General features: G+C 42.6%; 21 protein-coding genes. 4 read left to right on the top strand and 17 right to left on the bottom strand.

Translation table 11 applies throughout. The annotated features are described in order from the left end of the window. Positions 1–23: 23 nt before the first annotated feature. The 5 genes from GVJ38_RS01950 to GVJ38_RS01930 form a co-directional block, all read right to left on the bottom strand. The gene (locus GVJ38_RS01950) at positions 24–539 is read right to left on the bottom strand and encodes a dUTP diphosphatase (protein ID WP_159721488.1); all 516 of its coding nucleotides are present in this window, start codon (positions 537–539) and stop codon (positions 24–26) included. 153 nt (positions 540–692) lie between these two features. Continuing rightward, positions 693–2492 carry a glycerophosphoryl diester phosphodiesterase membrane domain-containing protein gene (locus GVJ38_RS01945; RefSeq protein ID WP_159721487.1) on the bottom strand — a complete coding sequence of 600 codons (1800 nt, stop codon included), beginning with the start codon at positions 2490–2492 and terminating at the stop codon, positions 693–695. A 99-nt stretch (positions 2493–2591) separates the two neighbouring features. Continuing rightward, complete coding sequence (locus GVJ38_RS01940; protein ID WP_159721486.1) at positions 2592–3530, bottom strand: cation diffusion facilitator family transporter; 939 nt, start codon at positions 3528–3530, stop codon at positions 2592–2594. Between the two features lie 113 nt (positions 3531–3643). Next, positions 3644–4942: a sensor histidine kinase gene (locus GVJ38_RS01935; protein WP_159721485.1), complete on the bottom strand. Its 1299-nt coding sequence runs from the start codon at positions 4940–4942 to the stop codon at positions 3644–3646. Further along, entirely contained in the window at positions 4932–5627 is a 696-nt protein-coding gene (locus GVJ38_RS01930; RefSeq protein ID WP_235032780.1) for a response regulator transcription factor, read from the bottom strand. The genes GVJ38_RS01935 and GVJ38_RS01930 overlap by 11 nt, the downstream gene beginning before the upstream one ends. A 193-nt stretch (positions 5628–5820) precedes the next feature. On the opposite strand from GVJ38_RS01930, the gene GVJ38_RS01925 reads away from it, so the two are divergent. Continuing rightward, a complete protein-coding gene (locus tag GVJ38_RS01925) occupies positions 5821–6237 on the top strand; it encodes an Ohr family peroxiredoxin (RefSeq protein ID WP_159721483.1) in 417 nt (138 codons plus the stop codon). A 48-nt stretch (positions 6238–6285) separates the two neighbouring features. Here the strand turns inward: GVJ38_RS01925 and queG are convergent, their stop codons facing one another. The 7 genes from queG to recQ form a co-directional block, all read right to left on the bottom strand. Continuing rightward, entirely contained in the window at positions 6286–7449 is a 1164-nt protein-coding gene (queG, locus tag GVJ38_RS01920; RefSeq protein ID WP_159721482.1) for a tRNA epoxyqueuosine(34) reductase QueG, read from the bottom strand. A 72-nt stretch (positions 7450–7521) separates the two neighbouring features. Next, entirely contained in the window at positions 7522–7773 is a 252-nt protein-coding gene (locus tag GVJ38_RS01915; protein ID WP_159721481.1) for a hypothetical protein, read from the bottom strand. A 22-nt stretch (positions 7774–7795) separates the two neighbouring features. Further along, a complete protein-coding gene (locus GVJ38_RS01910; protein ID WP_159721480.1) occupies positions 7796–8374 on the bottom strand; it encodes an HMA2 domain-containing protein in 579 nt (192 codons plus the stop codon). Next, positions 8346–10424 carry a heavy metal translocating P-type ATPase gene (locus tag GVJ38_RS01905; RefSeq protein ID WP_159721479.1) on the bottom strand — a complete coding sequence of 693 codons (2079 nt, stop codon included), beginning with the start codon at positions 10422–10424 and terminating at the stop codon, positions 8346–8348. Before GVJ38_RS01905 ends, GVJ38_RS01910 begins: the two co-directional genes overlap by 29 nt. 4 nt (positions 10425–10428) lie before the next feature. After that, the gene (locus tag GVJ38_RS01900) at positions 10429–10968 is read right to left on the bottom strand and encodes an HMA2 domain-containing protein (protein WP_159721478.1); all 540 of its coding nucleotides are present in this window, start codon (positions 10966–10968) and stop codon (positions 10429–10431) included. Next, positions 10961–11281: an HMA2 domain-containing protein gene (locus GVJ38_RS01895; protein ID WP_159721477.1), complete on the bottom strand. Its 321-nt coding sequence runs from the start codon at positions 11279–11281 to the stop codon at positions 10961–10963. Before GVJ38_RS01895 ends, GVJ38_RS01900 begins: the two co-directional genes overlap by 8 nt. A 229-nt stretch (positions 11282–11510) precedes the next feature. Continuing rightward, positions 11511–13259 carry a DNA helicase RecQ gene (gene recQ / locus GVJ38_RS01890; protein WP_159721476.1) on the bottom strand — a complete coding sequence of 583 codons (1749 nt, stop codon included), beginning with the start codon at positions 13257–13259 and terminating at the stop codon, positions 11511–11513. 651 nt (positions 13260–13910) lie between these two features. Here recQ and licT point away from each other — a divergent pair. The 3 genes from licT (at position 13911) to GVJ38_RS01875 (ending at position 18178) form a co-directional block, all read left to right on the top strand. Then, positions 13911–14753, top strand: a complete 843-nt coding sequence (licT, locus tag GVJ38_RS01885) for a BglG family transcription antiterminator LicT (RefSeq protein ID WP_159721475.1) — start codon at positions 13911–13913, stop codon at positions 14751–14753. Positions 14754–14764: 11 nt separating this feature from the next. Beyond that, positions 14765–16666 carry a beta-glucoside-specific PTS transporter subunit IIABC gene (locus GVJ38_RS01880; protein ID WP_159721474.1) on the top strand — a complete coding sequence of 634 codons (1902 nt, stop codon included), beginning with the start codon at positions 14765–14767 and terminating at the stop codon, positions 16664–16666. An 81-nt stretch (positions 16667–16747) separates the two neighbouring features. Next, on the top strand, positions 16748–18178 hold the full coding sequence (locus GVJ38_RS01875; RefSeq protein ID WP_159721473.1) for a 6-phospho-beta-glucosidase: 1431 nt from the start codon (positions 16748–16750) through the stop codon (positions 18176–18178). Between the two features lie 28 nt (positions 18179–18206). Here the strand turns inward: GVJ38_RS01875 and GVJ38_RS01870 are convergent, their stop codons facing one another. The 5 genes from GVJ38_RS01870 to GVJ38_RS01850 all read right to left on the bottom strand — a co-directional run bounded on the left by GVJ38_RS01870 (position 18207) and on the right by GVJ38_RS01850 (position 22532). Next, complete coding sequence (locus tag GVJ38_RS01870) at positions 18207–19886, bottom strand: hypothetical protein (protein ID WP_159721472.1); 1680 nt, start codon at positions 19884–19886, stop codon at positions 18207–18209. A gap of 147 nt (positions 19887–20033) precedes the next feature. Beyond that, complete coding sequence (locus GVJ38_RS01865; protein WP_159721471.1) at positions 20034–20333, bottom strand: rhodanese-like domain-containing protein; 300 nt, start codon at positions 20331–20333, stop codon at positions 20034–20036. Next, positions 20333–20653, bottom strand: coding sequence for a rhodanese-like domain-containing protein (locus tag GVJ38_RS01860; protein ID WP_159721470.1), 321 nt, complete (start codon positions 20651–20653; stop codon positions 20333–20335). The genes GVJ38_RS01865 and GVJ38_RS01860 overlap by 1 nt, the downstream gene beginning before the upstream one ends. Before the next feature lie 17 nt (positions 20654–20670). After that, complete coding sequence (locus tag GVJ38_RS01855; RefSeq protein WP_159721469.1) at positions 20671–21579, bottom strand: DMT family transporter; 909 nt, start codon at positions 21577–21579, stop codon at positions 20671–20673. 185 nt (positions 21580–21764) lie between these two features. Beyond that, entirely contained in the window at positions 21765–22532 is a 768-nt protein-coding gene (locus GVJ38_RS01850) for a VOC family protein (RefSeq protein ID WP_159721468.1), read from the bottom strand. Positions 22533–22712: the final 180 nt, after the last annotated feature.

Raw genomic sequence — 22712 nt, 5'->3', positions numbered from 1 at the left:
ATTTTATCATAGATTGGATCGTTTTAGCGTTTTTCATCGACACCAGATGAACCAAAACCACCCGTTCGTTCTGTTATTGCATGATCGCCATCCGCTTTTAAAAATGGTAAGAAAATCCCTTGACCGATCCGCTCACCTTTTTTGATCACGACGTCGGTCAAACCAAAATTCGTAAACTGGAACATGATGTGGCCTTCATTAGCAGGATTGTTATAATAATCGCTATCGATGATGCCTACGCCGTTACTCAACGTCAAAAAACGTTTCAAAGAATTACTAGAGCGATTCGCTAATTGCAAATACTCATCTTCTGCCATATAAGCTTTGATCCCAGTTGGTACTAACACGGGTTTCAACACTTTCGGTTCAACATTTTCGTTACGGCTGAGCTTTGCCACTAACGTTTTCCAAAATGCCGGGATCACGACATCTTCGGCAGCTTCAAAATCATAGCCAGCTGCTTTTTTAGTCGCTCGTGTCGGTAAGTGGATGTTTGCTTTTTGGTATTGCGTTACGATTTCAAATCCTCTTTTTTTCATGGGTTACTCCTTCAGTCAAGTTATCGTCATTTTACCATAGTCTTAGTAAATTTTTGGGAAGCTTTTCGGATGAAATACTTGTTTTTTTCTAAACAGCTGAAGTGAGTCTGAAAATGACTTCCGTCAATCGTTTTCAGACTCACTTAAACGATTTTAATTCTCGTCACGCTTTTGATCGAAGCTAGGGATGCGATCGATATAAATTCGAATCCGCTGGGCAAAAGTCGGATCACGTTGGAAGTCTGCGATCTCACTTTTTAACAATGTGATGTCATCGGTGATGATCCCATCGACATGTAAAAAAATCATGCGATCCATCGCCAGCGCATCGTTGACCGTCCAAGCATAGACTTGCTTTTGCTGCAAGCGCGCTTGATCCATAAAATCTTCATTCAACGTACTTTCTTCCATTGTATAACCGTTAGCAGTCGTCTGAGGAAAAGTCAAATTATAAGGCAAGATATAACTGACGTACAGTTTAGGTGCCCGGCTTTTCAATTCTTTGACTACGTTATAATCTAGCGAATGGACTCGGTGTTGGTGACGCAAGATATTCACTTGATACCGCGCGATGAAACGATCTAGCATCTCAGGTGAATCATGCGGTGTCGTTTTAAGCTCGATCAATAGTTTTTGACCGTGGTCGTTAGCATAAGCTAAGTAGTCATCAAAACTTGCGACTTTCGCTGCATGACCATTCTCTCGCGCAGTCAGTTGTGTCAATTCAGCTAAAGTCAATTGATACGGTGCCCGATCGACGCCCGTCAACTGTTTGAGATTTTCATCATGCATGACGACAAACTGATGGTCTTTCGTCTCATGGACATCCATTTCTACATAGTCAGGCTTTTTTTTGATCGTCGCCGCTAAAGCTGGCAAGGTATTTTGTACCCCGTTTTCTTCATCCACTCCGCGATGAGAAATCACTAAAGGCTGTGTCTCCGTGATCCCAGCTAAATAAAGAGCGTTGCTAGCTAGCGTGGACAAACTCAAAAATACGACAAAGATCCCGGCTGCGATGCGAATCAACAAATTGATCTTGCGTTTAGCGCGGGTCTCTGGAACTTTGAGGGGCAAAGCAAAAAATTTTTGCAATAAGATACTGAAATACAAAACAGTCGCCCACATAAATAAAAATTGCCCAAACAATTGGACGCCCGTCAAATTCAACATCGCCCCGATCGCCGGCAGCGGTTTAGGTAGTTGATCCAGTAAAGTTTGAAACAGATAGATCATTTCATAACCAACCATTGAAATAATCGACAACGAAACTGAGATCAGCACTAAGCGCCACAAATAATGCCAAAAGCGCTCATGAGTCAGCTGCCAACTTTCTCGGATCGCTAAACGTGGCCGCAACTCTTTAAAGATCATCAAAGGCAAGACGAACAGCCAGCGCATCCCCACATAAGAAATCGCTAAATAGCCCAATGCTAACAAAACGGCTGACCACGGTTTTGCTAGTAAAAAATCTATGATAAAAGTCGGGATCGTTACTTTATTTAACAGTGGCGTTCGAAAAACACTATTGGCAAAAGGTAACACGATCATAAAGTAAAATAAGAAAAATAAAAATACCGCTGGTCGCAAGTGACGCATTTGACGAAGCGAACGTTTAAACAACTGCCATAAATTTTGATTTTCATTAGCTTGGATACTTCTGATCCCAAATAACTGAAACGTGAATTGCAAAAAAATCACCGCTAAGATCAGTAACAGTAAACACAGTAACGCCAAACTCACGCCTGGATGCTGCGTTAAAATCGTCAAAAAATTTGTATTCGAGACATACGGAATGTCGCCTTTTTGTAAAATAAAACTCGCAGTAAATTGGAACAATGGAATCACTGCGTATTCTAAGACGAGATTAGTCGTTAAGATCAATAAGACATAACTTCCCCAATGCCTTAAAAATTCGCGACTATACCGAGCCACAAACCGAAATGAATTCATGTGTCCCACCTCTTTTCACTATTTGTTCAAATGAGCTGATCATCAATTTTTTTATCCTCGTGCTTTGAAAAAAGAAGCGTGCCACCGGTGGGCACACTTCTAATGTTGCGCATCATAGTTAGGATCGAATTCATCCGTCTCGATATAAATATAGGCTTTTTTATCGGGCAATGAGTGCCGGATCACTTTTTCGATTGCATTCACTACATCGTAACTGACCCCTTCGTAATGATCTGCAATATCAATTTTAGCCGCGATCATAACTTCTTCCGGACTCAAGTGAACCGTTTTGACATCGATCAACTTTTTGACTTCTGGTCGTTTGAAAGCCGCTTTGATTTTTTCCAGATCTTGTTGCGAGACACTCTCGCCAATGATCAAGCTGTAAAACTCGCGGGCTAAGAAAATCGATGCAAACATCAAGAGTAATCCGATCAACAACCCACTCAACGCATCAAACATAGGATTATTCGTCCACATCGTCAACAGTGTCCCGATCAAAGCGAGCACTAGTCCGATCACCGCACAACTATATTCAGTAAAGATGATCAAAATTTCACTGTGCCGGCTCTCTTTCAAAAATTTACCTAGCGGAAGCTTTTCCGTATTCAGCTCGGCGATTTCTTTAAAGGCTACCCGCAGTGAACTCCCCTCAACGATGATCCCAAAAATCAAAATCAATAAGACGATCAGCGGGTTCTCAACGTCATGGCTGGGATGGAATAATTTTTCGACCGCTTCCATCACACCCAGCGCGCCCCCGCCAAAAAATAGCATCGTGGCCACGATCGTACTGAAAAAATATTTCGCGCGACCTTCCCCAAATTGATGTAGCTCACTTTGCCCGCGACTAGCGCGTTTATCACCAAAGATCAATAAGATCTGGTTGCTGCAATCGACGACACTGTGGATACTTTCATTCATCATCGCCGCACTGCCACTTAATAAGTAGCCGACGAACTTACTGATGGCGACTAAAATATTCGCAAATAAAGCCGCTAAGATCGCCATCGATCCGCTTCTTTTTTCTTCTGCCATCTTCCTCACTCACTTTCATCTTCTTATTATATAGCAGAATAAAAAATTCTTAAAAGGATAACTAAAAGCAGTCGCTCGTTTTTTATCAAAAATCAGTTTTTGAACGTCAAACTTTAGCTAACTGGCAGTTTAACCGTAAAGACCACACCTTGTGGAAGATTGTCGCTGACTTTGATCTTACCTTGATGTTCCGCTACGATTTGAGCGGCGATCGCAAGTCCTAATCCATAACCGCCCGTTTGTTTGTTTCGCGAAGGGTCTTCCCGGTAAAAACGCTCAAACAATTGCTTTTGCGCTTTTGGCTCAATCGAAGGACCAGTATTTTGAACAGCGATGACCCAATCACGATTCATTTTTTGCGATGTGACCGTGATGCTATCACCCGCCTTCGTATACTTCAATGCATTGTCTAACAAAATCACCAGTAGTTGGTGGATGCGTTTTTCATCAACCGTGATCTTACCACTTGCCTGATTGTTCAACGTGAATTTTTTTTCTTCTGCTGCAGCTAATTCTTGGAACGGCTGCAGTGTCTCAGTCAAAAATTGTGTGATATCAACGGGTGTCTTTTCTAACAGCAACTGGTTGGAGTCGCTGCGGGCGATCGTCAATAAATCACTAGTCAAAGTCGTCAGCCGACGCGTTTCGTTTAAAGCTTGCGCGATTGCTTCTGATTCATCTAAGATCGTAGCATTCGGTTTCGTGAACAGACGTTGCAATTGATTTTGAATGATCGTTAATGGCGTACGTAACTCATGAGACGCATTTTCGACAAATTCTTGCTGTTTGCGCCAAGCAGTCAACAATGGACGCAAGGTCAAACGAGATAAATAATAGCTGACAGCCAATGATAGCAACCAGAAAAAAGCCATACAGATGACTAAGCCCAATTTAAACGTCTTCATCGTTTGGGTCACTTGGTTCGTGTTAGCTAAAAATTGAATGTAGGCTACTTGATCGGTCGCCGGACTATCCAATGTTGCCGGTAGCTTGGTCGTCAAACTATGAAAGGTCAGCTCCGTATCCGTTTTGCTATTTAACGTCAGCGGTTTGATCTGATTTAATTTTTTACGATTCAATTTGAGCTGACTCAGCTCAGCCAGTCGCACATCTTCTGTTGGGTTTAACATTTTTCCATCAGCGGACCACAAGATGATCTGAGTATTGAAATGATTAATCGCTCGGTCCGGCGGTGGCGCGACTTGTTTTTCACCTAACAATCGATTCAATTCCCGTTGGATGATCCGTTGATCTTGGCTCGTAGTCAATAACATCCGATCCGTTTCCTGATAAGCGGAACGATCGATGATTTGAAACATGATGAAGCCGAGACTTAAAAAAATCAGCGCAAATGCGATTAGATTCATTCCGAAAAAGCGAATCCCTTGTTTTTTTGCTAAATCATTTTCCATCGCTTGGCTCCTGTAACAAATAGCCGACATTCCGCAACGTTTTGATTGCTTTATCTAATCCGACTACTTTTAAATGTTTCCGCAAGTTACTCATGTAGACTTCCACCACACTCAAAGTCGTCTCGGAATCAAAGCCCCAAATCCGATCAAAAATTTGTTCTTTCGTTAAGATCGTCCCTTTATTTTGGATCAAGTAGACCAATAATTCATATTCTTTTCCTTGGATCGGTAATACTTGTTGACCATAGTGCACTTCATTGGTCGTCAAGTAACAACTCAACTGACCATAATGCAACACAGACTCATCAAATAGACCCAACGAACGTTTTAACAACGCTTTGACTCGCATCAAGAGTTCTTCACGATAAAACGGCTTGGTCAAATAATCATCCGCGCCTTTTTCGAATCCTTCGACTTTACTAGGTAGACTATCTTTAGCTGTCAAAATCAAAACGGGTACTTGATGGTGTCCTTTCCGCAATTCAGCCAGCACTTCAAATCCATCTTTACCTGGCAGCATGATATCTAACACAATGAGATTATACACATCGCTTTCAGCTTCGAAAAGTCCCAAGTCACCATCATAGACTTGCGTCACTTCTCCTAGTTCACTTAAGATTTCCTTGATCGATGCGGACAGCGTGTGATCATCTTCGACTAATAAAAATTTAATTGTTTGGCTCACTTTCCTCACCTCTGATTGTTTTATTATACCTAGACTTCTCCCGATTACACTAACAAAGCACTCATGACTTTTGAAAAAATTTTCCATCAACCGACCCATAGAAAAAGTTTAACGCTAAAAATGAGCATTTCATTTTTACCCACCAACCTTCCGTGATACATTGAAACTAGATCAAGTTGAAAGGAATGGTTCGATGTCAAAAAAAATGTCTTTATCAACAGTTGTCAACACTGGCGGGCGTGAAGGTGAAAGTAAATCGGTGACGGGCTACTTAGATGTCAAAACAACGATGACTAAAAAAGAAGGCTATACGAATCCAGAAGAATTGTTTGCTGCTGGAATCTCTGCTTGTTTCAATGGCGCCCTTTCATTTCCATTAGAACGTGACGGCTTAGGAAAACGCGATCGCTCACTACGAGCAGAAGTCAGCTTATTAGGCGACTTACCTGACTTTACGACGCTTCACTTAGAAGTCAAATTGATCGGTAAAATCGAAGGCTTGACGCAAGCTGAAACGATGAAGTATTTAAAAGAAACCGAAGACATCTGCCCCTACTCAAAAGCAATCAAAGGAAACGTCAAATTAGATTTGGCTGCTGAAGACTATTAACAGCTAGCTTCACTAGCGATCCAAATAAAAATAAACCACGCCGAAAATTTATTTTTTCCGCGTGGCTTTTTTTTGGATTTTTTTGATCGCTGTTTGCAATTCAACTTGCACGCTTTCTTCTGGATCACGTGCAGTCAGTTCTGTTAAGCGATCCAACCAAAGTTCAAAATCAGTTTTGACTAATTGCCCCAATGCCCAAACTGCCGTTGCACGAATCACGGGGTGGACATCTTCTTGGGCGACGCGATAAATCTCCGGGATCGCGCTTTGGTCACCAAGATTCGCGAGTGCAACGAGCGCATTACGTTGCAACGGTTTTTTCCCGCGCCATGAACCTGCTAGATGTCCAAATTGCTGTTTGAATGCTCGATTGGATAAAGCAAGCAGTGGTTTAAGCGGCGGATAGACTTCAGCGGCTATCGGCTCCATTTCAGAATGAAAGTGGAAGTCTTTGCCTTTATTATATGGACAAACAAGTTGGCAAATATCACACCCATAGATCACATTCCGAATTTTTTTACGATAGGTTTCGGGTAATTCGCCCTTTGTTTGGGTTTGATAAGACAGACAGCGTTGTGCATTCATCCGCCCATCTCCTAACAGTGCTTGCGTCGGACATGCCTTAACACAGCGAGTACATTCTCCACATCCAAACGGAACTGGTTCATCGACTTCGAATTTGATATTCGTGACGACTTCGCCCAAATAAACAAACGAACCGAATTCTTCCGTGATCAATAAACCATTCCGACCGATAAAGCCTAAACCAGCTCGTTGGGCCACCGCCACATCAATCAGTTCTCCCGTATCGACTTCCGGCTTAAAGCGCCACTGCGCGCGCTGAGCTTCTGACTCGGCTTCCCCTTTGATAAATTCAATCAACTGATTCAAACGTTCGCGTAAAATATCATGATAGTCCACGCCCCACGAAGCTCGTGCAAAAGCACCACGCTTTTCGTCTGTTGGTAGTTCAGCGTGCAGCTTAGTCGGATAAGCTAAGGCGATAGCAATGATTGTTTGCGGGTCTTCAAAGGTCTTTTCCGGATCTAAACGTTCTTCGATCACTGGATGTTCAAAGCCTGATGTATGTCCTAATCGTTTTTGTTCCCGTAAAGATGCTTCTAATGCTGAAAACGGCTCAGCTGAAGCAAATCCGATCTTGTCGATTCCCAATCGTTTGCTTTCTGCGATGATTTTTTCTTTTAATGACAACTAGATCCCTCTTCTTTTGACGTTTAGCTAAAGTCTAACAAAAAACCGAGGAAAAAGCTCCCCGGTCACTCTTTATTTTGCTGCATCAGAACTTGCAACTTTATCCGCTAATTCTTTTTCTGCGATCATGTCTTCTAAATTTTCTTTTTGCATGATCAACTCTTCTAGTGACGGTTCAGCATTGAGCTGTGCCGGTTGATTGACATCATTTTTGACTAACCGTTTCAAATCCCCAGCATTTTCTTCATACAAACGATAGCCGGTTGCTCCGACGATCGTACCGCTGACAAAACCCGCTAAGAAATCTTTGTTAAAGTTTATCATCTTCGTTTCACTCCTTTACTTTTTAATTGTTCAACTCTTGGTAATCGCGATAGACCTCAAATAGATTCATCAGCCAAGAAGTCAATGCGACTTCATTCATTTTATTTGGCCCCAACGTCACCGAGGTAATCAATCCGGTCAAAATATCGGGATGATGAATGCGGCCTTTTTGGCGATCCCCATGAGATAAAACCGTATAGCCTGTATAAATCGTGGAAAAAATATCTAACATCGAGCTTGGCCGACCAACTAATTTTAAAAAATAATTACTGACCAGTAAGCTCCCAGAAACCAGCGAACGATTGCGCGCCCGCTGAAATGATTGCCAATTACGCGAAGTCTTTTCGGAAAATTGTGGTGCATCTTGGTAATAAGAAAACGAGACTAAGACCTCGATCAAATCACAAATCCGAATTTTACATGGATCATACCGCACAGTCAACGTACCGATCCGTGGTTCGATCCGCGTATGCTCGACACCATTCAGCTCGGTTAAGTTACGCCTGATCCGCAATGTGATCCGCTCTGAAAAATCTAATGTCGAATAGTAAACTCGCACGCGGCCAGGAATATCATGCAAAACGGCGATTCGTTCGTCCATCGCTTTTCCTCCTTTCGCCGCTCAACGTCAACAAGCTTCTTAGAATCACCCCGATCGTCGTACTGTTGTGGATCACAGAACCTACGATCGGATTGATCTTGCCGGCGACACTCAATGCGATTGCCGTACTATTTAATAAAAAGACGATCCGATAATTTTGTTCGATGACTTTCATCGTTTTTTGGGCGGCGGCCACGATCTCAGAAATGATCTCCGGCTGATCAGCTTGGATCAAAATATCCCCGGCTGATTTAGCCGCATCACTTGCTTCATGACCGATCGCCACTCCGACATCGCTCCACTTCAACGCCGCCGAATCATTCAGCCCATCTCCGATCATCATGACAGGATGTTTTTGCCGGGCTTTTTTGACATATTTTACTTTATCTTGTGGCAGCAAACGACTGTAAACATTCGTTAGCCCGACTGTTTGAGCGACGTCATTTGCCACGGTCGTCTTATCGCCGGTCAGCATCGTCAGTTCCGTGATCCCACTGCGTTTTAATTCTGTGATTGTCGGTACCATCTGATCGCGAATCGCGTCATCGATCACGATCACACCTAGAGGTTTTTCAGCTAACGCGACATAAATACGATTTTCGGCTTGGGCAGGCAAATCAAGTTGTGAGAAGTCGATTTCTTGTTGGGCCATCAACTTATCTGAACCGACATAAACAGTCTGACCGTGATAATTTTGTGCCACGATACCGTAACCGATTCGATTTTCTTCATCTGTCAAAGCTAACTTAGGTACGGCCAACTCTTCAGCCGCCGCTAAGATCACACGACTCAGCGGATGGTTGGCATGTTGTTCAGCATAAGCTGCAGCAGTCAAGAGTTCTTGTTTCGTTACCCCTTTTGCTGGATAAATAGTTTGGATCTCGGGTTGTCCGGTCGTTAAAGTCCCGGTTTTATCAAACACGACTTCTTTGACCTTCGCTGCATTTTCGATTGCTCGGCCACCTTTGATCACCACACCGCGTTCTGTAAAACGATTCATCGTCGTTAAGATCGCCACTTCACTCGATAATTTTATGCCGCAAACAAAATCAACGACTAACACTCCGATCGCTTGTACCAAATTGCGCTTTAAGCCATAGGTCAATAAGGCCGCACCAAAAGATAAGAGCACCATTTTTTGTGCCAAGCGATCAGCGACTTTTTGCAACTCACTTTTATTATCCTCTGCTTCTTGGAGCAGTTGATAAATCGCAGCTTCTTCGGTTTCTGATCCTAACTTCGTCGCGGTAAGTTCCAATTGACCACGGGCGACGACCGTCGATGCATAGACTGGATCTCCTTGCATTTTTTTGGCCGTTTGAAATTCACCAGTAATCCCTGCTTCATCCACTTCGGCACTGCCGCTCGTCACGATCCCATCGACTAAAATCTTTTCCCCCGTATAAACATGAAGTGTATCCCCAACTTTGATTTTTTTCAGCGGGACTGACTCGATCTTTCCTTCATTGACTTGATGGACTAACAGATCTTTTTGTTGGAGTGACTGCTGTAAAAATTGACGGCTTTTCTCATCTGTCAACTGACCGATGTAATCAGCGATCCCACTCATGATTATGATCGTCGTCGCCGTCAACGGTTGGCGCGTCGCATAAGCAGCTAAAACACTGATCATCGTCAAACTGTCAGCAGTCGGTCGACGTTTTAATAATTGACGCGTTCCAGCTTTAAAAACGTCTGGATTCAAACGCCACAACTCCAAAAAGCTACCGATTAAAAAAATCCCTTGATTAGCTGGTGACAACTTGAAGCGTAATGCTCGTTCATAAACTAAAGCGGCAGTCAGATTGCTCAACGCTTGCACCCCGGTAGATTTTCGAACCTTAAAAAGTGACTGCAGTTCCGTCAGTACCATTCGATCAGTGGTTTTATGATAGATCAATAGTGTTTTAGTTTTAGGTGTAAAAGTCGCGCTGTAAATACTAGGCAAGGTGCGAACCAAACTTTCCAACTGTCCGGCAGAACGCGAACCGATCTCTGCCTCACTCAGTCGGACGCGGATTCGGCCAGGTAGTTGGTGGCAAAGCTTCACTCCGTCACCTCTTTTTATTTGCTCGTTCTAAAATCGAATAACTCCACCATAAAAAGCCTAAAGCCGTGTGAGGTGCAGAGTTAAACATTTTGATTGCTTGAAAAGTCGTATAGCCAAATAACGCGGTATCGACATCCACTAGACCCAACGTTCCTCGCTTCAATAAATCATTAGCTTTCGTTTTCCCATCATACAATCGATTCAAGACAGTGACAGGCGCTTTTTGATACGCTAGATCAGTGAGCGCTACTAATTCCGTTAAAAAAGCTTGGAACTCGGCTTGCGTAAAACTTTCTTGCGTAAAAACAAACAACAGCGTGCCCAACTGTGGTGAACCTTCCACCTTTTTGATCGTCGGTCTCGTTTGAAGTTGCTGGACCAAATACGCATGAATCGTTGGATTTTTCCAACGCGTACTTTGCAGCCGCAACCGATAACTGTTCGCATACTTCACTTCAATATTTTGGGTTCGCAAGATCTTCTGATATTTTTTCATACCAAAAGAAAGCAAACCGAAACCTACGATACTACTAAGATTATTCAAGGCCGTTCACTCCATTTCTTTCATGGATCGCAATTAATTTTTGCTCGATTTCTTGGACCCGACTTTTAGGAAAATCAGCGGGGATCTGATAATAGACCGTCACCGTCCCGATCAACGGTGTCACTCGAACCGCACTGACTTCCGGTATTTTTTCTAAGTAACGTTTCAAATCAGTGAGCAGTGCTTCATTTTTTTCCCAGAGTGGAGATTGCAGCCGTGCGCGATGTTCCGTTGCACTCAGCACATCGATCTGGTAACGTTTCTTTAATTTTTTTCCTTTTCGTTTTAAGTCTAAAAGGGTCAAAAATGCCATAATTACAATCTCCTTATGCTTTCGTCATTGTTTTTTCATTATAGCATATTCCAAAAAGCAACTCATTTTTTAAGACTTTTAAATAAAGAAAGCCCCGCCAAATAATGGCAAGGCTAATCATTCGTTGATTGTTCGTTCAGTCAAAGCTAGATTTACTAGCGAACACCCTTCTTTGACTACGACAAAATCGGATCTAGTCGACCAATTTGATCAGCTCACCTAGATCCGATTACGCTTCTTTCAATTCGGCTAAAAAAAGTTCGCCATATTTTTTTAATTTATTTTCACCGACCCCTTTGATCTGTAAAAACTCTAACGTCGTCTGAGGCTGTTTTTCAGCTAACTCATGTAACGTTTGATCCGAAAAAATCAAATACGGCGGCAAATTTTGTTCTTGGGCAAGCTGACTACGCAACCGACGTAAGCGTTCAAACAAGGCATCGTCCACGACTAATGTTTTGACTGCCGCTTGTTTCCGCATGACTTTGCGTTGACTTTTCAACACTTCGATCCCTAAATTAGAAATTTTCAAAATCGGGTACTGTCCTTCTTCGGGATTCAAATACCCTTCCGCCGTCAAAAAATCAATCAGCTGCGTGACATCGCTTTGCGTCCAACTTTGTAATAACCCATACGTGGATAACGTTTCAAACTGCCATTGAGTCACTTTTTTATCTTTTGAGCCGGTCAAAACTTTTGTGATCAACGATTTACCGAAGCGTTCGCCCATCCGTTTAACACAAGACAAAACTTTTTGCGCATCCAACGTGATATCTTGGACTTCCCGTTCATCTAAACAGTTGCTGCATTTACCACAATCGGGACAATCTTCTCCAAAATAACGTAAAATATAACGTTGCAAGCACATTTGTGTATGACCGTATTGACTCATCTCACGTAATTTTAAATATTCTTTTTGCTTGTAAGCACCATCTAACTCAGATTGATCAATAAAAAATTGTTGGATCTGCAAATCGTGAGGTGCAAACAATAAGATCGCATCACTGTCCAACCCATCACGCCCAGCTCGCCCAGCTTCTTGGTAGTACGATTCAATATTCCCTGGAATTTGAGCATGGATCACAAAGCGAACATTACTTTTATTGATCCCCATACCAAACGCATTGGTCGCGACCATCACTTCGATTTGATCGAATAAAAAAGCTTCCTGACTTTCAGAACGTGCTTGTTCATTCATCCCACCGTGATATTTTCCGACTTTGATCTGCTTACTTTGTAATAAAGCAAATAACCGTTCCACTTCTTTACGCGTACTGGCATAGATGATGCCCGACTGTCCGCGATTGACGCGCAAATATTCGAGCAAATATGTATCTTTAGGTTCTTTTACCACTTGAAACGCTAAATTTTTCCGTTCAAACCCTGTCTTGATCTGATTTTGAGCAGGAATCTGCAAACAATGTAAAATATCTTCTGCCACTTGGGGCGTAGCCGTAGCCGTCAAGGCGATCACCGCTGGCTGTTGGGGCAAATGAGTGATCACTTCTGCTAATTTCAAATAGCTGGGGCGAAAGTCGTGACCCCATTGTGAGATACAGTGGGCTTCATCAACTGCGATCAACCCAACTGGGATTTGCTTCAATAATTGTTGGAAGCCATATGTTTCAAACCGTTCTGGTGCAACGTAAACTAACTTAAATTCTCCGCGGGCAGCTTGTTGCAACCGTTCATTGATCTGGTTGCCAGTCAAACTACTATTGATAAACGTCGCGGCGATCCCCATCTCATTTAACGCATCCACTTGGTCTTTCATCAATGAGATGAGCGGTGAAACGACCAGCGTCAATCCGTCGATGACTAAAGCTGGCAATTGATAACAAATCGATTTTCCGCCACCAGTCGGCATGATCCCTAGCGCACTTTCCTGCGCCAAAACTTTTTCGATCAGCGCTTGTTGTCCCGGTCGAAACGTTTCATAGCCAAATTTATCTTTTAATAATTGGGTCAATTCTTGCATCGGTTACCCCTTCTTCTACGATTTTGCCTTCATAGCATAACATACACCTCGCTTAGAAGAAACGCACAGAAAATTTTTTGAATAGAATTTAAACAGTCGCGGTTGACGAGCTGATTCAGTCTATCGAAGAAGCATCCATAATTCAGAATGCTCTCAAACAATACCGGTGAGCCTCTGAGCATTGGCATAAAACCTTTTCACTGCTTCAAGCACATTAGACAATAAAAAAAGGCAGACTCCCATTCGGAAGTTGCCTTTCTCATCATCTGCCAACGTCTGTAGGATAGCACCACTTGTCAGCGTTTGCAAAAACTTTGCTCACGACCTAGAAAGTTTTTCTGCTGCCTCACATTGTAATTGTTTTTCATTGACAGCGGTTACAACATTTGTTAAACTGAATTCAAATCAACTACTATCTTGATGGATAGTTATTGCGTAATGGCAAGCTAAACCTGATGATAGACTACGACCAGAGCATTATTTGGCGTGTCTTTCATTGGGTTTTTTTATTGCCTAAAAGGAGGGACGCGATGAGTGAATAGCTATGCGATTGACAGCGGTTACAACAAAATCTATCATCTTAAGTAACGAAGCAAGCGACAGACACAGATGATTTTTTCCCGGGTGAAAAAGAAAGAAGGCTGACTTAAGATGGTGATCCAAAAAATTTTAAACAACAACGTCGTAATCGCACTCGATGATAAAAATAACGAGATTGTTGCAACTGGCAGAGGTTTAGCATTTAAAAAAAAGGTCGGTGATACTTTAGCCGATAGTGAGGTCGAGAAGAAATATTTATTGAGTGATCGTGATATGACGCAAAAATTTCAAGAATTATTAGGGGATGTCCCGCTAGAGTATCTAGAATTGGCAACCACGATCATCGAAGAAGCCAAGGTAACGCTAGAAACACCCTTAAATGATTCGATCTACTTGTCATTGACGGATCATTTGTATGCTGCGATTAAGCGAACTAAAGAAGCGATCACGGTTCGCAATGTCTTGTTATGGGATATCAAGCGTCTTTTTCCCAAAGAATTTGCATTAGGAAAAAGTGCTCTCGCCAAGATCCAAGCAACATTTGAGGTAGAGCTGGCTGAAGATGAAGCAGGTTTCATCGCGTTACATTTAGTCAATGCTCAATCCGAAGTCGCACATCCCAATGCACAAGGGCTGACAGAACTGATGCAAAAAATCTTACAGATCACCCGCTATTTTTTCAAAGTATCATTTGATGAAGACTCAGTTTATTTTTACCGTTTCACCACTCACTTGCGTTTTTTTGCCGAGCGAATCATCACCGGCACCCAGTTATCAGACGAGACCGATACCGAGCTCTTATTGATTATTCGTAAAAAATATCCTAACGCATTTGCCTGTGTCGAAAAAATTCAACAGTTCATTCAACAGAAATATCAATACGCGATGACAAATGATGAAAAATTATATTTAACGATCCACATTGCCCGTCTCATTCAAAAAACCAAAACTTAGGAGGAAAATCCATGAGGAAATACCAAGCTTTAGCAGCTGAGATCGTCAAACAAGTCGGTGGCAAAGAAAATATCACGAGCCTCACCCATTGCGTCACTCGTTTACGGTTTAAATTAAAAGATGAAAGCCAAGCTCACGATGAAGTCTTAAAAAAGATGGACGGTGTGGTGACCGTGATGAAAAGCGCCGGTCAGTATCAAGTCGTGATCGGGAATCACGTACCAGAAGTGTATCAAGATGTGCTGGCGTTAACGGGTGGCATTCACAATGAAAATACTGACGAGCCTCAAGAAAAACAAAATATCTTTAACCGATTGATCGATGTCATCAGTTCAGTCTTCCAACCGTTTCTCGGGGCTTTAGCCGCTTGTGGGATGTTGAAAGGACTCGTTTCGCTCTTATTAGCTTTAGGTTGGCTATCTGATAAAAGCGGCACGTATTTGATCTTAAATGCCATCGGGGATTCGTTGTTCTTCTTCATGCCCGTTGCCGTAGCGGTCGCAGCTGCTAAAAAGTTTAACGTCAATCAATACGTGGGCTTAGCGATCGGAGCTGCGATGTGTTATCCGGCGATCCAGCTCCAAGCTTTACAAGACGCAGGTCAAGCAATGTATACCCTTTTCAATGGTACTGTTTTTGAAAGTCCGATCTTTAAAACTTTTTTAGGGATTCCATTTGTGGCTAACAACTATACTAGTTCAGTCGTGCCTGCGATCTTGATCGTTTGGGTCGCAAGTAAAGTTCAAAAAGTTGCCCGACGGATCTTACCAGAAGTTTTGCAAAGTTTCTTCGTTCCTTTTTTCGTTTTACTCGTTTCATTACCGCTAGGCTTTTTGATCATCGGGCCGGTCATCAGCACTTTAACTGGCTTACTTGGTAGCGGCTTTGATGCTTTGATGGCTTTCTCACCGATTTTGTTTGGTCTTTTACTGGGAGCTTTATGGCAAGTCTTGGTCATCTTTGGCCTACATTGGAGTGTGATCCCGATTGCTATGATCCAAGTTGGACAAATGGGTTACGCCACTGCTCTAGTTGGGATCTTTGGCGCTAGTTTTGCGCAGACGGCGGTCGTTGCTGCGATGTATTTCAAATTAAAAGACAAAAAATTAAAAAACCTTGTGATCCCTGCAGTCATCTCTGGAATCTTCGGTGTGACCGAACCTGCGATCTACGGCTTGTCTCTGCCGAAGAAAAAACCATTTATTTATTCTATGATCGGAGGAGCCATCAGTGGTGCTTTCTTGACCGGGATGGGCGCGGTTCAAAATACAGTCGGACCAATCGGGATCTTTGCCTTACCGACTTTTATTGATAATCGGACTGGTAGCTTGTCTGGAATGTTTTACGCTGCCATCGCGATTGTGATCGCCGCTGCAATCGGTTTTGGCCTGACCTTCTTCTTTTGGAAAGATACAGAAGCCGAAGAACTGCCGGCTGACATACCAGCAATGGAAATTCAACAAGAGATCGTGACTGCTCCAATCGAAGGACAAATCATGCCACTTGATACCGCACATGATGAAGCTTTTGCACAAGGTGTTTTAGGTAAAGGCGTCTTGATCCATCCAACAAAAGGTGAAGTCGTTGCTCCTTTTGATGGTACCGTCATGTTGATGTTTCCTACAAAACACGCGATCGGTCTTGTTTCAGATCAAGGCTTGGAACTATTGATCCACATCGGTTTAGATACCGTGCAATTAGATGGTAAATACTTTACCGCTCACGTTAAACAAGGCGATTCGATCAAACGTGGCGACACCTTAGTCACATTTGACAAAGACGCGATCGAGCAAGCTGGCTACTTGATTGAAACACCCGTGATCGTCACTAACTCAGCCGATTATCAAACAATCACGCCTTCCACTCAACCAAATGTGGTCGGAGGTGACGAACTACTGACCGCCATGGCCTAAATAAACACCTCTACGCAAAAATCAAACCATCGATTTTTGCGTAGTCTACAAATACAAAAACAAAAAAGGTAGGTAAGTTAAATGGGATTTCGGAAAGATTTTTTATGGGGCGGCGCAACAGCAGCCAATCAATGTGAAGGCGGTTTTGATCAAGCAGGACGTGGATTAGCCAATGTCGATCTTGCTCCGACTGGGCCAGATCGCTTAGCCGTGATCACTGGGAAAAAGAAAATGTTCACGTTTGACGATGAACATTTTTACCCGGCCAAAGAAGCGATCGATATGTACCATCATTACAAAGAAGACATTGCTTTATTTGCGGAGATGGGCTTTAAAACATATCGTTTATCGATTGCTTGGAGCCGAATCTTTCCTCAAGGTGATGAACAAGAACCAAATGAAGCAGGTTTAAAATTTTATGAAGATGTCTTTAAAGAATGTCAGAAATACGACATCGAACCGTTAGTTACGATCACTCATTTTGATTGTCCGATGCACTTAGTAGAAAAATATGGGGCTTGGCGCAGTCGAGAATTGGTAGGCTTTTATGAAAATTTATGTCATGTCATTTTTCACCGCTATAAAGGCTTAGTTAAATATTGGCTGACCTTCAATGAGATCAACATGATCTTGCACGCACCGTTTATGGGCGCCGGTTTGTACCTCGGGGATGCTGAAAAACCTGAGCAGATCCTTTATCAAGCCGCGCATCACGAACTAGTTGCTTCGGCGATCGCTACAAAGATCGCTCACGAAGTCGATCCTGAAAATCAAGTCGGTTGTATGTTAGCTGCCGGAGCATATTATCCTTATTCATGTAAACCAGAAGATGTTTGGCGCTCACGGCAATTAGATCGTGAAAATTATTTGTTCATTGATGTCCAAGCACGGGGAGCTTATCCTAATTACGCAAAAAAAGAACTTGCCCGTAAAGGAATCGAAATCAAGATGCTCCCAGGTGATGAAGAACTTTTACAAACACATACCGTTGATTTTATTTCATTTTCGTATTACTCTTCGCGCGTGGCAAGCGCCGACCCAGCACTTGCTGAACAAGCAGAAGGAAACATCTTTGCTTCGGTGAAAAACCCGTACTTAAAAGAAAGTGAATGGGGTTGGCAAATCGATCCATTGGGGCTTCGAATCACGCTAAATGATTTATATGATCGCTATCAAAAACCACTTTTTGTCGTTGAAAATGGACTAGGTGCTGTCGATACACCCGATGAAACTGGTTATGTCGCGGATGATTATCGCATTGATTATTTGGCGCAGCATATCGAAGCGATGCGCGCTGCAGTCAATGAAGATGGTGTGGAGCTGCTCGGTTACACGTCTTGGGGTTGCATTGATCTCGTTTCAGCTAGCAGTGGCGAAATGAAGAAACGTTACGGCTTTATTTATGTCGATCGTGATAATGAGGGACATGGGACATTGAAACGTAGCAAAAAGAAATCATTTGATTGGTATAAAAAAGTCATTGCAACAAATGGTGCAGATCTGAGTAATTAAAAAAAGGTAGTCAGCTTTTTTCAGCTGGCTACCTTTTTTTCGTCGTTTTTCTAAAAACAAATCCGATCAGTGTAATCCCGCTGATCAGCCAAGCTACGATCACAGCTTTTGTCGATCGATAAAAAACTGTGATCTGCTGTACACCTTTTGCTGAAGTTAGTTTGATCGTTCCGCGCTTAGAAACGCTACTAGCTACGCGCTTTTGATTGACGGTCACTTGCACGCCTTTATAAGCTAGTAATGGCAAGTCGACTTGATTTGAAGCTCTAGGTGCTTTAAGTGTAAAACGAGTTTGTCCCCCGACAAATCGATACGGCAACGGCTGCGCTTTTCCGTTCAAAAACAACGTCTTACTGTAGAGTGAATTCCCATTTTCTCCACGAAATTCCAGCGCCGCTTTGGGAAAGTAATCGGTATTATTATACAGTTGGAAGCGCCGGCTCTTCTTAATCCCGTGATCCGAGATCAACAAATAATCGTGACGATAATCGCCCGTCTGTTCTTTTTGTTGGGTCGCTTGCGCATTTGAAATCACATTGATACTTAACAGTGCGAATGTGATACCTAATACTAAAACAAAATTTAATTTCGTTTTGAGTAAGTCAACTGCCAAAACACAGCTAAACAAAACTAAAAAAGCGGTCAAACGAAATGGAAATTGAATATTTTTTAGCGGGGTAGCTTGGAGCCACTGCCATGGAAAAAACGTGGTCAAACTAAACAGCAAACCGAGCGACCAATAAAAACTCTGCCGCCCTAACCGAGAAATCGTGGAACGACGAAAATAAAATACGCCGCCAACTAACACGACGATGACCCACAAACCGATCGTCTGTTGATTCAAGTGATTTTCAAACGCTGCAGCCAAAATTTTAAACAGTGGTTGTGCTTGTTCGCTCAACTGATAAGGATGGACGGAAGCAATTTTGATATATTGCAATTGTTCCACTAATGGGACGAGACTTCCAGCAGCTAACAATAAAGTCAGTCCACCTGCAGCCAACAACTGCCGGATCCGCCGCCAATTGAGTTGTCTAAAATAGATCAAACAGCTCAAGCTCAGTAACACACCCGTTAAAAAAACGGATAAAAGATGGGTGTAGCAGATTAAACTCAAGCCGGCTGCTAACCAATACCACTTTTTACCATCACGAAAATAAATACTGACAAAGCCAGCCAAAACGAGCGGCAAAAAACTCAACGCGACCGCTTCACCTAATGCAAAGCGAGTGGTCAAGTCCACTAACCGATACGCTGACAGGCTATAGCAAACAGCAAATAAGATCGCGGCTTGCTGCAAGGCGCGGTCTGAAATTTTAAACGGCTGGAACAAATAGAAACTACTTTTGTAAGCCAGCCACAAAGTCACTAAGTTCAATCCGACAAAATAAAAATAATATGCCTTAATCGCAGAGCCTAACCCCACAGTGCCATAAGCTAACGGTACGATCGTCGTCAAACTCGGATAAAAAAAGTTCAGCCCGTACATCACGCGGCTGATCCCAAACTCAGAAAGGTAACTAGGCCAACCTGTTTGTTTGATATCATTTGCCATGTTGAAGACTCGACTCATGTGAAATGAAAAATCATCGCCGGCAATGAAAACAAACTGTCTCGTCGACCAATCAAAAAAAAGTAAAAGATAGCTCACCGAAAGCAGCAAAAAAAATAACCCGATCCATTGATTTTTGATCGTCGTTTTATGCAAGGAATCCCTCCTTTAGTTACCCTTCGATTTTAGCGAAATTTCTGACACAAAACAACTGAGAAAAAGCAGGCTTGGATCATCGGCTAGTCTGTTTACAAAAAAGAGCGATGTCTGGATCAGACACCGTTTTTCAAGTCTTATGCGCGTTTAACTAGTTTGCTTGCCAGTCCAAGCATTCATCCCGCCGGCAACGTTTGTCACATGGTACCCTCGTTCGCTTAAAAATTGCGCTGCTTGCTCCGAACGTCGACCCGACCGGCAGATCAGATAGTAGTGCTCCTCTTTAGCCAACTGCGTAAACAACTGAGGCAAGTCTTCTAACGGTAAATTTTGAGCTTGCGGGATATGTCCTTCCTTATACTCAGCGGGTCTTCTGACATCTAAAACATGAAGCGAACCTTGTTGCCATTTCGTTAAAAAATTTTTTGAAGTAAGTGTTTCAAACATTATTTTTCCTCTTCCCGTACGATTTTCCCCTGCCAAGCACGCATCCCGCCTGACACATTGACCACGTGGTAACCTTTTTTCTTTAAGATCTTAGCTGCCTGTTTACTGCGAACACCGGCTGTACATACGAGGTAGATCGTTTTGGTCTTATCTCCCATATAAGTCGCGATTTTTTCAAAAGGGATATTTTTGGCTTTTTCGATGTGCCCAGCTCGGTATTCTGCAGGATAACGCACATCGATCAATTCGATGCTGTCGGCAACTTTTTCTTGCAATTCATTAGTGGAAATACTGTTGATCTTAGTAAATAAACCTAACATATCCGCGCTCCTCATCCTTAGCTTTTCTTTGATTGAACACTATTTGTTGACACGGCGCAACTGTCTTGCTCACGAGCCGATAATACCACGGCGATAATGATGATCACAACTCCCATCAATTGCCAACCACTAATCTTTTCACTTAAAATAAAAAACGCAAAAATGATCGAAGCTGGTAGCTCTAATGATGAGATGATCGCACCGGTAGAAGCTTTCACTTTCGGCATAAAATAGGAGTAACAAGTCAGTGGCAAAACCATCGCAAACAACGAGGTAAAACTTCCCCAAGCCAATCCTTTCACTAGCGAAGCCCCTTGAAATAGTTGCGGGCCCCAAATCACTGCGATGACTAAAAAAGCACCGATGCTCATCAGTCGCGCTTTGTTGAGAGGATGAAGTTCTTGGCCTAATTTCCCGGTGAATTGTAACGTCAGCGCGTAGGCAAAAGCTGATAAAAAGGCTAGAAATAATCCCCAAAGAGAAATTTTTTGGTGCAAGTTCAATACGCCCGTTGCCAACACCGTTCCAAAAATAATCAATAAAATCACGCCAACTTGTAAAAGAGTCGGCCAATGCTGCTTAATCAGACAATCAAGTGCGATCGATAACCACATTGATTGGATCAACATGACCGCCGCCAGTGCGACTGGAACATGCGACAACGACAATAAATAAAACGTATTGGTGAGTGCCATTGAAGAACCCGATAAAATCACCAGATTGCGGCGCTTATGATCAATGACTTGGCGTTTTGTTTTCGGTAGACATGCTGCAGCTAAATTCAAAAATAAACAAGCAAAGAAAAAAACAAAACATAAAATCGTGCTATCGGATAACCCATCGGCCTTAGCTAATTTAAATAAACTCGCTGGCAACCCATAACTGATCGCCCCTAACGCAACAAAAAATGGCGCAACTTTTTTCATGATCTTCCTCCACAACACTACAATCAAAAACTTTCCATAACTTTGACTTACAAATCAGAGTTTGCAACTGACAGAAGCTGATGTTGTCATGCAATTACACAAAAAAGAGAGCAGACTGTAACTGATGTCCCACTCCCTGATCGGTAACTTTAGCTTACGGCTTTCTAAGTTGTTCGTCAACTGCTTTAAAACTGAAATTGAATCTGATCAAAACGAACTAATCGTCCGGCCAATGTTTGATTAGCGCCTTTAAACACTAAAGTCATCAAATGATCTGCAGTTCCTTTGATAAAACGGAGCGTTCGATCTTGTAGTTTTATATTGGCTCCTTCATCCACCATTTCTACCGGTTGATCCAAAAGCTCAGCAAACAGACTCGCTGCTTTTTGGACATCTGGCACTTCAAAAATCGCTTCTGTCACCACTAGATCACCAGCTTTTTGAGGTTCGATCAAACCTTGCGCTTTTAATTGTGCTTCCCGCGTTTGATCGTCACCTTGCCATTGAATGAAAAATGGCAGCGGTAAGTTGCCAACTGTTTGATCAATGAAAAAAATCGACCAGGTGATTAATTGTCCTGTTTGATCTAGCCGTTTACCAGTTGCGATCGCCCCAACGTTAATCCCCTTTTGTCTCAATTTTTCATGGGTCGCTTCAATGTCATCGGTCCGGATCGCGATCGTATTGATCCGCTCGACTTGCTGCTTAAAATCCACATTGGCATCATAAATAGCAGCTGCTTCACTACGTTTCAAACTATCGGCTTTAGCTTGATCAACCACGGTCAACAACTCAATGTAGTTCAAACCAAAATACGCTAACGCATTTTCTGTTCCCCAATTTTCATGGTGACCACCACGTTTGAAAGTGATCCCTTGCTGGCTAAAAAAATCAATCGCACGATCCAAATTGTTCACATTGATCATCGTATGATCCCAGTTTAACACTACCATACCTCTCAGCTCCTCTTTCATCTAGTTAAAAGATTTATCGACTAGAAAAATCCTTTACTTCACTTATACCACTAATCAATGCAGTTGGCTAAATTTTTAACAGTCTTGAGAAAATTTGATCAGCTGTATCGAAATTTTTACTTAAAATCAAATCCTGCATGGTACACTGAAAAGAGAAAT

Source organism: Enterococcus sp. CSURQ0835, assembly GCF_902706605.1.
Lineage (GTDB): Bacteria > Bacillota > Bacilli > Lactobacillales > Enterococcaceae > Enterococcus_A.
Note: the sequence above shows the minus strand (reverse complement) of the source record. Positions and strands in the feature narration are given on the sequence as shown.

Excerpts from the sequence above, each read along its gene's own strand:
- GVJ38_RS01910 (WP_159721480.1), bottom strand. The coding sequence starts at position 8,374 with ATGGACGAACGAATCGCCGTTTTGCATGATATTCCTGGCCGCGTGCGA.
- GVJ38_RS01850 (WP_159721468.1), bottom strand. The coding sequence starts at position 22,532 with ATGGTAGTGTTAAACTGGGATCATACGATGATCAATGTGAACAATTTG.
- licT (WP_159721475.1), top strand. The coding sequence starts at position 13,911 with ATGGTGATCCAAAAAATTTTAAACAACAACGTCGTAATCGCACTCGAT.
- GVJ38_RS01880 (WP_159721474.1), top strand. The coding sequence starts at position 14,765 with ATGAGGAAATACCAAGCTTTAGCAGCTGAGATCGTCAAACAAGTCGGT.
- GVJ38_RS01855 (WP_159721469.1), bottom strand. The coding sequence starts at position 21,579 with ATGAAAAAAGTTGCGCCATTTTTTGTTGCGTTAGGGGCGATCAGTTAT.
- GVJ38_RS01945 (WP_159721487.1), bottom strand. The coding sequence starts at position 2,492 with ATGAATTCATTTCGGTTTGTGGCTCGGTATAGTCGCGAATTTTTAAGG.
- GVJ38_RS01875 (WP_159721473.1), top strand. The coding sequence starts at position 16,748 with ATGGGATTTCGGAAAGATTTTTTATGGGGCGGCGCAACAGCAGCCAAT.
- GVJ38_RS01925 (WP_159721483.1), top strand. The coding sequence starts at position 5,821 with ATGTCAAAAAAAATGTCTTTATCAACAGTTGTCAACACTGGCGGGCGT.
- GVJ38_RS01940 (WP_159721486.1), bottom strand. The coding sequence starts at position 3,530 with ATGGCAGAAGAAAAAAGAAGCGGATCGATGGCGATCTTAGCGGCTTTA.
- GVJ38_RS01865 (WP_159721471.1), bottom strand. The coding sequence starts at position 20,333 with ATGTTTGAAACACTTACTTCAAAAAATTTTTTAACGAAATGGCAACAA.
- GVJ38_RS01915 (WP_159721481.1), bottom strand. The coding sequence starts at position 7,773 with ATGATAAACTTTAACAAAGATTTCTTAGCGGGTTTTGTCAGCGGTACG.
- GVJ38_RS01935 (WP_159721485.1), bottom strand. The coding sequence starts at position 4,942 with ATGGAAAATGATTTAGCAAAAAAACAAGGGATTCGCTTTTTCGGAATG.
- GVJ38_RS01860 (WP_159721470.1), bottom strand. The coding sequence starts at position 20,653 with ATGTTAGGTTTATTTACTAAGATCAACAGTATTTCCACTAATGAATTG.
- recQ (WP_159721476.1), bottom strand. The coding sequence starts at position 13,259 with ATGCAAGAATTGACCCAATTATTAAAAGATAAATTTGGCTATGAAACG.
- GVJ38_RS01950 (WP_159721488.1), bottom strand. The coding sequence starts at position 539 with ATGAAAAAAAGAGGATTTGAAATCGTAACGCAATACCAAAAAGCAAAC.
- GVJ38_RS01895 (WP_159721477.1), bottom strand. The coding sequence starts at position 11,281 with ATGGCATTTTTGACCCTTTTAGACTTAAAACGAAAAGGAAAAAAATTA.